The sequence below is a fragment of the Phyllobacterium sp. genome (genome assembly GCF_037994425.1).
Taxonomy (GTDB): domain Bacteria; phylum Pseudomonadota; class Alphaproteobacteria; order Rhizobiales; family Rhizobiaceae; genus Phyllobacterium.
On the sequence record NZ_JBBNAM010000093.1, the window covers coordinates 1 to 10,312 of the forward strand.

The 10,312-nt window shown below is 58.7% G+C and carries 10 protein-coding genes; 5 read left to right on the forward strand and 5 right to left on the reverse strand.

Annotated elements, in window-relative coordinates; all coding sequences use genetic code 11:
• Positions 1-22 precede the first annotated feature (22 nt).
• Positions 23-1,015 carry an L-threonylcarbamoyladenylate synthase gene (locus AAAB35_RS06740; RefSeq protein WP_340667439.1) on the reverse strand — a complete coding sequence of 331 codons (993 nt, stop codon included), beginning with the start codon at positions 1,013-1,015 and terminating at the stop codon, positions 23-25.
• A gap of 180 nt (positions 1,016-1,195) precedes the next feature.
• On the opposite strand from AAAB35_RS06740, the gene AAAB35_RS06745 reads away from it, so the two are divergent.
• The gene (locus tag AAAB35_RS06745) at positions 1,196-1,606 is read left to right on the forward strand and encodes a hypothetical protein (protein ID WP_340667440.1); all 411 of its coding nucleotides are present in this window, start codon (positions 1,196-1,198) and stop codon (positions 1,604-1,606) included.
• A gap of 37 nt (positions 1,607-1,643) precedes the next feature.
• Here the strand turns inward: AAAB35_RS06745 and glyS are convergent, their stop codons facing one another.
• The 4 genes from glyS to AAAB35_RS06765 form a co-directional block, all read right to left on the reverse strand.
• A complete protein-coding gene (glyS, locus tag AAAB35_RS06750; RefSeq protein ID WP_340667441.1) occupies positions 1,644-3,938 on the reverse strand; it encodes a glycine--tRNA ligase subunit beta in 2,295 nt (764 codons plus the stop codon).
• Positions 3,938-4,873, reverse strand: a complete 936-nt coding sequence (locus AAAB35_RS06755; protein WP_340667447.1) for a glycine--tRNA ligase subunit alpha — start codon at positions 4,871-4,873, stop codon at positions 3,938-3,940. The genes glyS and AAAB35_RS06755 overlap by 1 nt, the downstream gene beginning before the upstream one ends.
• A 102-nt stretch (positions 4,874-4,975) precedes the next feature.
• Complete coding sequence (locus tag AAAB35_RS06760; RefSeq protein WP_340667442.1) at positions 4,976-6,796, reverse strand: tetratricopeptide repeat protein; 1,821 nt, start codon at positions 6,794-6,796, stop codon at positions 4,976-4,978.
• A 133-nt stretch (positions 6,797-6,929) separates the two neighbouring features.
• Positions 6,930-7,946: a polyprenyl synthetase family protein gene (locus tag AAAB35_RS06765; RefSeq protein WP_340667443.1), complete on the reverse strand. Its 1,017-nt coding sequence runs from the start codon at positions 7,944-7,946 to the stop codon at positions 6,930-6,932.
• Between the two features lie 151 nt (positions 7,947-8,097).
• Here AAAB35_RS06765 and AAAB35_RS06770 point away from each other — a divergent pair, with 151 nt between their 5' ends.
• The 4 genes from AAAB35_RS06770 to AAAB35_RS06785 all read left to right on the forward strand — a co-directional run bounded on the left by AAAB35_RS06770 (position 8,098) and on the right by AAAB35_RS06785 (position 10,293).
• A complete protein-coding gene (locus AAAB35_RS06770; RefSeq protein ID WP_340667444.1) occupies positions 8,098-8,319 on the forward strand; it encodes a DUF2007 domain-containing protein in 222 nt (73 codons plus the stop codon).
• Positions 8,320-8,322: 3 nt separating this feature from the next.
• Positions 8,323-9,096, forward strand: coding sequence for a methyltransferase (locus AAAB35_RS06775; RefSeq protein ID WP_340667445.1), 774 nt, complete (start codon positions 8,323-8,325; stop codon positions 9,094-9,096).
• A gap of 72 nt (positions 9,097-9,168) precedes the next feature.
• Positions 9,169-10,026: a S49 family peptidase gene (locus AAAB35_RS06780; protein ID WP_340667448.1), complete on the forward strand. Its 858-nt coding sequence runs from the start codon at positions 9,169-9,171 to the stop codon at positions 10,024-10,026.
• 81 nt (positions 10,027-10,107) lie between these two features.
• The gene (locus tag AAAB35_RS06785) at positions 10,108-10,293 is read left to right on the forward strand and encodes a hypothetical protein (RefSeq protein ID WP_340667446.1); all 186 of its coding nucleotides are present in this window, start codon (positions 10,108-10,110) and stop codon (positions 10,291-10,293) included.
• The last annotated feature ends 19 nt before the right edge of the window (positions 10,294-10,312 follow it).

Below are 10,312 nucleotides of genomic sequence, written 5' to 3' on the forward strand. Positions count from 1 at the left end.
TCAAGAAGTTCAGGCGTCAAACTCATTTTATCTCATCCATTTCGGCAATTAACGTGGCACGGGGCGCGGCGGCGCGGACAAGCCGATCATTGATCGCTTCGCCGAGGCCGTTGAAAGGTATGGGCTCCACGGCGATGACGGGGGCACCGAGGCGATCGAGGCGCTTCATGAAATCGAACAGATTGGCGGCCGCTTCGCGCAGATTGCCGCTATCGCTGAGGTTGAGGCTGGCGCTCGCGTTCTCGGCAGTGCTCGCACGCTGCGGACCAAAGGCCAAGAGCGCCTCACCTTCCCTCACTTCATGCACGTTCAGCCGCATGCTCGCCGTCGGCGCGTAGTGCGAGGCCATCATGCCAGGCGCCTCGATAGCTGCCCGCTGGTCCATACGTTCGAGCTTTGCCTGAACGACCGCCTCTATGTCTTCGGCCGCAAGACCACCCGGGCGTAGCAACGCAACGCGGGGTCCATCGACCTTGACGATCGTCGACTCCAACCCGACCTCGGAGGGGCCGGCGTCAAGAATAAGGCTGATCCGCGCGCCAAGGTCGTCATTCACGGCATGCGCGCTGGTTCCGCTGATCTTGCCGGACGTATTGGCGCTCGGCGCCGCGAGCGGGCGATCCAGCGTTGCGATGATCTTGCCGGCAACGCCGCGCGGCATGCGCACGGCAATCGTATCGAGACCGGCGGCGACCAGCGGGTGAATCGCGGTATCGGGCCTGAGCGGCAGGACGAACGTGAGCGGTCCCGGCCAGAACGCCTCCATCAGCCGTCGCGAGAGCGGATCGATCGCAGCGTAGCGTTCGGCCATGGCGATACCCGAGACATGGCAGATCAGAGGATTGAAATGCGGCCTGCCCTTCGCTTCGAAAATACCGGCAACGGCATCACCATTGGTCGCGTCGGCGGCAAGGCCGTAGACGGTCTCGGTCGGAATCGCGACGAGCTTGCCATCGGCGAGCGCATTGGCTGCCGTCAGCACTGCCTGATCGTCCGTTCCCAAAATCGTTGCCAAGGCGTTCTCCAATGACCAGCCTTGCCTACACGATGCCGATATATCCTCGCAAGTATCGGCTGATGAACACGCCGAATGAGTTCATGCGTAAAATTGAATCGATCCGGAATATGGCTTGGCAATATATCGCTGCTAGAGCTGGGATCTAGAGGGATGAACCTCAGGGGGAAACGCACTACCATGCTGCGCCAGATACTCGCTGCTACTGCCACCATCATGCTAATGGCTCCAGCCTACGCAGGAGAATCCATCAATCTGATTGACGGATCGACGACGCCGAAATCCATTTCCTATGTCGGTTACGACAGCATCGACGCAGACGGCAATCCGATCTGCACTCCTTGTGCGGCAAAGCGCGCCGAGGAAGCGGCACGCCTTCAAGCCTACGTAGAACGCCGCGAACGCTCGCGGCAATATATGGCCCGCCTGCAAGGTCGGGATGTTCCCTCGCCAACTACACCGACTGTCGCCAGTGCATCGACGTCGCCAATTGCAGCCAATGCCGCTGAACTCGTTCCAGCCGGCGAGCCAGTGCCGCAAAAGACCCTTGCCGACGTCGCTGAGACGCCGCTTCGCGCCGGCTTGCAGTAAAAGGTCCAGGTGCGGAGACAAGCGCGTAATTTTTTTGTCAGCCAACGATTTTCGAAAAATCTGCGACCGTATTGGTTGCCGTGCGGATACGGGAAAGCAGCGCAAGGCGATTGGCCCGGATCGCTGCATTCTCGTCATTAACGAGCACTTTCTCAAAGAATGAATCAACCGGTTCACGCAAAGCACTAAGCGCGATCATGGCACCGGAAAAGTCTTCTTTTTGAATCGCTTGCGCGGCTTCCTTCTCGGCCTGATTCACCGCCGTGGACAAGCGCCGTTCCTCATCCTGACTGAAGAGTGCTGAATCGACCGCGCCGGCAATAGGCGTGCCCTTCTTTTCTTCGGCGCTCAGGATATTCGCGGCGCGCTTTGTGCCTGCGAGAAGGTTCTGACCATCTTCGGTGTTGAGGAAAACAACGAGCGCCTCAACGCGGCGGGCAATCAACAACAGGTTGTCCGCGCCATCGGTAAGCACTGCATCGATGAGATCGTGGCGGGCGCCGAGGTCGCGCAGATAGACCTTCATGCGATCATGGAAGAAGGCGAGCAGATCAACCAGTACCGGCTGTGCCTGCTTGACCACATCGCTGCGCACGCGCTTCTCGAAGCCCGCAACGGCGTTGATGACGTCTTCCTCGCCATCGACGTCGCCAGACTGCTGAGCGGCCTGCCGTTCCTCGTAGCTTTCGACCCGCTTCTCGATGCTGTCTTCGCGCAGTTGCGAGAGTGCGGTTTCGAAGACCGGCATAAGCTCGATTTTCCAGTCATTGGAGAGCAGCAGGCGAATGACACCCAGGGCCGCACGGCGCAGTGCAAACGGGTCTTTCGACCCCGTGGGCTTTTCATCGATCGCCCAAAAGCCGACAAGCGTATCGACCTTGTCGGCCAGAGCCACTGCCACCGAAACAGGATCGCTCGGCACGATATCCGAGGGGCCCTGTGGCTTGTAGTGTTCTTCGATCGCCGCCGCCACGGAGGGATGTTCATCTTGTAAGAGGGCATATTTGCGACCCATGCCACCCTGCAATTCGGGAAACTCGCCGACGATTTCCGTCGTCAGGTCCGCCTTCGCGAGCACCGCAGCGCGCATCGCCAGCGCCGGATCGGCGCCGACCAGCGGCGCGATCTCGCGAGCAAGCGCCCTTATCCGGATGACACGCTCTCCCTGCGTTCCGAGCTTTGCATGAAATGTGACATTGAGGGCGTCGAGCCTGGCCATGCGCTGGTCGAGCGGCTTCTTGAGATCAAGATCCAACCTTATCGCCGCCGCCGCAAGCGTATGCATGTCGGGCAGATCATGTTGGTCGGTCTGCCAGAAATAAATTGCATCGGAAAGGCGGGCGCGAACAACCTTGCCGTTGCCGAATGCAATCTCGCGGCCACCATCCTTCGCTTCAATATTCGAAACGAGGATAAACTTGTTTGAGAGGCGCTCGGACTCGCCCTGCTTGCGCGTGACGAAGCATTTCTGATTGGTCTTGATCGTCAGGCGGACGACCTCGGGCGGAATGGCGAGAAACTCTTCCTCGAACTCGCCCATCAGAACGACTGGCCATTCGACAAGCCCGGAGACTTCCTCCAGGAGCGCCTCGTCCTCGACGAGGTCGAGACCGGACGCGAAGGCAATGTTCTGCGCATCGGAGCGGATCATCTCCTTGCGCCGGTCGGCGTCGAGTACGACCTTGGCCTTATCGAGCTTTGCCACGTAATCGTCGAAGCGGCGCACCGTGATCGGCTTGCCGTCGCTGAGGAAGCGGTGGCCATAAGTGATGTTGCCCGCGCGCAGACCGTCGATTTCGAAATCAACGACCACGGGCTCCTCGGTTTCGGGCCCGAAGGTGCAGACAATCGATTGCAGGGGGCGAACCCAGCGGAGGCTTCCCGGTTTTGAAGATGCAGCGCCCCAGCGCATCGATTTCGGCCATGGAAACTCACGAATGATTTTCGGCAGGACTTCGGCGATAATCTCTTCGGCGGCGCGACCCGGTTTGGTGAGGTGCGCAACGTAGAAATCGCCCTTTTTGGGGTCGGTGTGAACATGCGCTTCGGAAATATCGGAGAGACCTGCCGAGCGGAGGAAGCCGGCGATGGCCTGTTCGGGCGCGGTCACGCTCGGACCCTTGCGGTCCTCGTGAACATCCTTGGAGTGCGCGGTCAAACCGCGCACGTCAAGCGTCAGTCGGCGCGGGGTCCAGTAGTCGCCGGCGGCTTCATAGGTAAGCCCAGTATCTACGAGAGCATCCGTCACGAGTTTCTTCAGATCGTCTGCAGCCTTGCGCTGCATGCTGGCGGGAATTTCTTCCGAGCGAAGTTCGAGCAAAAGATCAGGCATTATACGGACTCGCTTCTGAAATTGACGCCGCCAGCTTCGGTTAGCAGGAAAGCCTCGCCGCATTGCCGGGCAAGATTGCGCACCCTCAGAATATAGCTTTGCCGCTCCGTGACGGAGATCACGCCGCGCGCGTCGAGCAGGTTGAAAGCATGTGACGCCTTGATGCACTGGTCATAGGCCGGCAGCACCATCTTGTGGATGGAAGTGTTGTCACTCGCCTTCGGACCACCGGCCTTCAGAAGGGCTTCGCACTCGGCTTCGGCGTCCTCGAAATGGCGCAGTAGCACGGCGGTGTTCGCATGCTCGAAGTTATACCGCGAATACTCCTGTTCGGCCTGCAGGAACACATCGCCGTAGGTAACCTTCTCGTCGCCTTCGAGGCCATTGAAATTCAGGTCATAGACATTGTCGACGCCCTGCACGTACATGGCGAGGCGCTCGAGCCCATAGGTCAATTCGCCGGATACCGGGGAGCATTCGATACCGCAAACCTGCTGGAAATAGGTGAACTGCGAAACCTCCATCCCGTCGCACCAGCATTCCCAGCCGAGCCCCCAGGCGCCGAGTGTCGGGCTTTCCCAGTCGTCTTCGACGAACCGGATGTCGTGCAGCAGGGGATCAAGGCCGATCGCGCGCAAGGAACCGAGATAGAGTTCCTGCAGATTTGCCGGCGATGGCTTCATGATCACCTGATACTGGTAGTAGTGCTGAAGCCGATTGGGGTTTTCGCCATAGCGGCCATCCTTCGGGCGACGCGACGGCTGCACATAGGCGACCTTCCACGGCTTCGGTCCAAGCGAACGCAGGGTCGTTGCCGGGTGGAATGTACCCGCTCCCACTTCCATGTCGTAGGGCTGCAGGATCACGCAGCCATGCTGGGCCCAATAATTGTGAAGCGTCAGAATGAGGCCCTGAAATGAACGGGCCGGCTGCATGTGATCGGTCAAGGAAGAAGTCACCGGGCGACCTTTTGGCAAGAAGGGTTGGAGTGCACTCCCTAAGACCTGCACCCCAACCGGTCAAGCAAAACGACGTGGTCAGCCCTTCTTGTCTGGCGCAGGCGCGGGCGTCGGCTCGACGGGCGGCTTCACCGGCTCAGTGCCGTTTTTGGCCACACCCGGATCCTTTTCGTCCGGCAGGCCGTTTTTCAGTTTTTCCTCGATCCTCACCAGGTCTTCCGGTTCGGGCTTCGAATCGCGGGCGTGCGCCCACTGGAACGTTGCTTCGAGCTTGCGACCCGCACGCCAATAGGCGTCGCCGAGATGATCGTTGATCGTCGCGTCCTCAGCCCGCAGTTTCACGGCCTGCTCCAGCTGTGTGACCGCTTCGTCATAGCGCCCCAGCCGATAATAGGCCCAGCCAAGCGAATCAACGATGTAGCCATCTTGCGGGCGGGCTTCGACCGCTTTCTTGATGAGGTCGAGGCCCTGTTCCAGCTTCATATTCATGTCTATCCAGGAATACCCCAGGTAATTGAGCACCTGCGGCTGGTTCGGATAAAGGTCGAGCGCCTTGAGGAAATTGGGTTCGGCCTTGTCCCATTCCTTCAGCCGCTCATAAGCAATCCCGCGCTGATAATAGATGGACCAATCTTCCTTTTTGGGGCTGGTCAATGTCGCGACGGCCTTGTCATAGGTCTCAGCGGCCTGTCGGAAATTCTTGTCCTGCGAATAGATGCTGCCGATTGCAAGATAGGTCCGCATGTCCTGCGGATTGCTATCCAGCAAGCTGTTCAATTGCTGGATCGCCTCATCGTTGCGTTTTAGGATGGCAAGGTTGATCGCCAACTGCATTTTTGCGTCTCGGCTATAGGCCGAATCGGCCTGGATGCGGCCGAAATAATCGATGGCTTTCTCCGGTTGTTCGAGCTTCGCGCTGATATCGCCAAGCTGGAACAGCGTTGCGTCGTTGTCGGGACGGAGCGGCAGCGACATCTGCAGATAAAGCTTCGAGAAGGCTTCGGCACCGTTACGGTCGATGGCAGTCGCAATCGTGTAGAGTACCTCGGCCGCGCCCTGTTGCGGCGTTTGAATCAAGGGCTTCATGGATTTCGCATCGGCAATCTGCTTGCCGAATTCCGTAAGGACCATGCGTCCCGACAGCATTTCCGATGCCTGCTGGATCAAGGCCTCGGCACCGTCGCGATCGCCATTCCTGAACTTGAACGATGCAAAGGCTTCGACGAGCCGCTCATAGGTGTCCGGCGCCGCCGCGACGCTCACCTTGTCGTCGAGGGCGCTCTGGTAGAAGGCAGCCGCCTTGTCCTTTTGGCCCGCCATGTCGGCGATCAGCGCGGAATTATAGGTCTTGAACAGATTGAACCCTTCGGGGCCCTGAAGCTTGTCGATCATGGACAGCGCTTCGTTAGGCTTGCCGGCCCCTGCCTTCGCCCATGCAGAAATCAACCCGGTGATCATGCGGTCGAGATCCGACTGCAGCGACAGCATCATCAAGGTGTTTACCTTTTGATACTGTTTGCGGTTGAGCGCATCGATGCCGAGGGCAAGGCGCGAGAACCGTTCGATCTCTGGCACGGCCTTGAGATCTTCTGCAATCGGCAAGGCCTGCTTGAACTGGCCGTCGGTCAGGAGCACGAGAAGCAGGCTCTGCCGAAGCTCGGTATTTTTGGGATCGAATGTCAGCGCCTGTCGATAGAAGTTGATCGCACTTGAGAAGTCGTTGTCACGTTCGGCGCTGCGGGCCGACAGGAAGGCACCCGAAAGCGTGCCTGCATTCAACGGTGGCGGGGCCTTGCTGGTTGCTGCCTCCGCCGCGGCGGCACCCACGGTTAATACGGCGAGTGTTGCCCCCATAACGGAGCCGAGCAATTTACTACGCCGCATAATTGAAACCCTCATTATCTTTCCAGTTGCATGATTGGCCGAATCCAGAAGGCCAACCATGGCCTTTTTACGGTTTTCTCTCAACATTCATTGAAAGATTGGAATGCCCGCGATGACCCGATAGCGGCATTGTTCGATCAATTTCCCGTCAATTGACCCTGCTTATGCAGAAATCGATGACTTCGAGGAGCGCGTCCTTTTCCGGCGATCGGTCGAGGGGGGCCAGCGCGTCCCGGGCAATGCCGCCAAAATGGCGTGCACGCTGTATTGTATCATTGAGCGCGCCATAACGCGTCATCAAACCTTTGGCTTTCTCGAGGCCCTTGTCATCGTTGGCGCCATTTTCAAGCGCTTCCTTCCAGAACTGGCGCTCTTCAGACGTTCCACGCCGATAGGTGAGCACGACCGGCAGCGTAATCTTGCCTTCACGGAAATCGTCGCCGGTGTTCTTGCCAAGATCCTTCGCGTTGCCGCCATAGTCGAGGGCGTCGTCGACAAGCTGGAAGGCAAGGCCAAGATTGAGACCGTAGGAGCGCAGCGCCTGGCGATCGGTGCGCGATGCGGAGGCGATGATCGGGCCAACTTCGGCGGCGGCAGAAAACAGCGCTGCCGTCTTTGCCTTGATCACGGCGAGATATTCATCTTCGGTGGTCTCGAGATTTTTCGCCGCGGCAAGCTGCATCACCTCGCCTTCGGCGATGATGGAAGCAGACGTGGCAAGCACATCAAGCGCCTCAAGCGATCCGACATCCACCATCATCTTGAAAGCCTGGCCGAGCAGGAAATCGCCGACGAGAACGCTCGCCTGGTTACCCCAGATCATGCGGGCCGTACTCTTGCCGCGCCGCAGGTCGCTCTCATCGACTACATCGTCGTGAAGCAGGGTCGCGGTGTGCATGAACTCGACGCTGGTCGCGAGCTTGACATGACCATCGCCCTGATAACCAAACATGCGAGCGGCAGCGAGCGTGATCATCGGGCGCAAACGTTTACCCCCGGACGAAATCAGATGGTTCGCCACTTCCGGAATCATCTCGACGTCTGAACCGGCCTTGGAAAGGATAAGTTCGTTGACGCGACCCATGTCCGCCCTGGTCAGATCGACCAGCGGCTGCACCGATCCCGTCGTATTTTTCTTCTCGTCAAGACTGACAACAACGCCCAAAACGAAACTCCTGCGGTTCTGGCCTGATGCGGCGACACCTTATTTTGACAGGATATAACCCGCAAGCGGCGAATTGGCGCGCAGAAATAGCAAGGCTTACAAATTCGTGATAAGCGCTGGCTCAAAATGTATGCTCCAACCCGGGAACGTCATGATCGAAATAATGCGCACCAACGACCCCGTACTAATTTCCTTCGTGGAGTCCCTCCTCAAGGAAGCCGGGATCGCTCACTTCGTTGCCGACTCGAATATGAGCATCCTCGAGGGCTCGCTCGGCGTTCTGGCACGTCGGATCATGGTCGATGGCGAGCGTGAAAAAGAGGTTCGGCAACTCCTGAAAGACGCCGGGATCGAACAGGAGCTGCGCAACTGAACCATGCTTGCCCGGGACGTTCCGCACACGATCGACGCATTCCACCGCGGCAGATTCCATTTGCTCCAGCCTGCCGCCAGGGGCCATCGTTCGGGTGTCGACGCGATGATACTGGCGGCTACGGTACCGAATGATTTCTCGGGCCACGTCGCCGATCTCGGGGCCGGCGCCGGAGCTGCTGGCCTTGCCGTTCTCTCGCGCTGCCCTAACGCCAGCGCAGCACTGATCGAACGCTCCGACTACATGGCAGAGTTCGCTCGAAACTCACTTGTGCTGCCGCAAAATACCGCACTCGCCAATCGCGCCGAGGTTATCGAGGCGGACGTGACACTTACAGGCAAGTCGCGCATCGCCGCCGGGCTCGGCGACAACGCTTTTGACTTCGCAATCATGAACCCGCCTTTCAACATGCCGACGGACCGTTCGACGCCGGATCTGATGAAGGCAGAGGCGCATGTCATGACACATGGCATGCTGGAGCAGTGGATCAGGACGGCAACGGCGATCGTCAAACCGGGCGGTGGCATCGGAATCATTGCCCGGCCGACCTCGATTGCCGAACTTCTCGATGCGCTCAAAGGCCGGTTCGGCGGATTGCTGATCGTACCTGTGCAGCCAAGGCCGCAGGAGGCGGCCATACGCATCGTGATCAAGGGAACGCGCGGCAGTCGCGCCGGCCTGACATTGCAGCCCGCCCTGGTCATGCACCACGAAAGCGGCAACAGCTTCACCGAACGCGCGGACGCGATCAACAACGGACTGGCGCCACTTTTTTAAACAATCGTGGCATTGCGAATTGTCGCGCGCCGCCTACATGCTCCGAAAGCAATGTTCATAAAGGAGAAACGCCTGGTGAGATTCATCCGGAAACTATTGCCACGCCGCTGGCGACCCGATCACGTGGAAATACCGGTCGTCCGTCTCCATGGCGCCATCATGACCGGTGGCGGCCCATTCCGGCAGAATCTTTCACTTGCCACAACGGCGGCCGTTCTCGAAAAGGCGTTCGGCGACAAGGATTCGCCTGCCGTTGCCATTTCAATCAATTCGCCGGGCGGATCGCCCGTGCAGTCGCGCTTGATCTTCCGGCGCATTCGCGATCTCGCCGCCGAGAAGAACAAGAAAGTCTACATATTCGTCGAGGACGTTGCTGCCTCGGGCGGTTACATGATCGCCATCGCCGGCGATGAAATCATCGCAGATCCCTCGTCAATTGTCGGCTCAATCGGCGTCGTCTCGGCGAGTTTCGGCTTCACCGATCTCATCAAGAAGATCGGCGTCGAACGGCGCGTCTATACGGCCGGTAAGAACAAGGCGACCCTCGATCCGTTCAGGCCGGAGAACAAGGAGGATGTGGAGCACCTGAAGGCGCTGCAACTCGAGATCCACGAGACATTCATCAATCTCGTCAAGGAACGGCGTGGCGAGAAGCTGACCGACAATCCGGACCTTTTCACCGGTCAGTTCTGGACCGGAACGCGCGGACTTGAACTCGGGCTCGTCGATGCACTGGGTGACATGCGCTCATACCTTCGCTCGCAATATGGCCCCAAGACGCGACTAAGACTGATAGCCCAGCCCCGCGGCCTGTTTGGACGCAAGCTGCCCTCTGCTGAGACCAAAATCGGGGAGCTTGGCGCCAACTTTGCCAGCGGTATGATCAGTGCCGCAGAAGAGCGCGCGCTCTGGTCGAGATTCGGCCTCTGATTGGTGTGGAGACCGTTTTTCATCCCCTGCGCCGCGTGCTAATATGAATTGGATAGGATTGCTTTTCGAGGTTTGCGCGTAATGCCACAGTTGATCTTTTTCGCTCTTGTCGGCGTCATTGCCGTATACGGCTACCGCTCATTTAAGAAAGAAGCGAAACGCGTTTCGAAGCGTGTCCGCGAAGCGGAGAAGGAAGTACAAAACCATGCGCAAGGAACCCTTGTGCAGGATCCGGAGACCGGCGAATACCGACTGCGCAGAGATTGATTGCGATGCTCGACAGTCT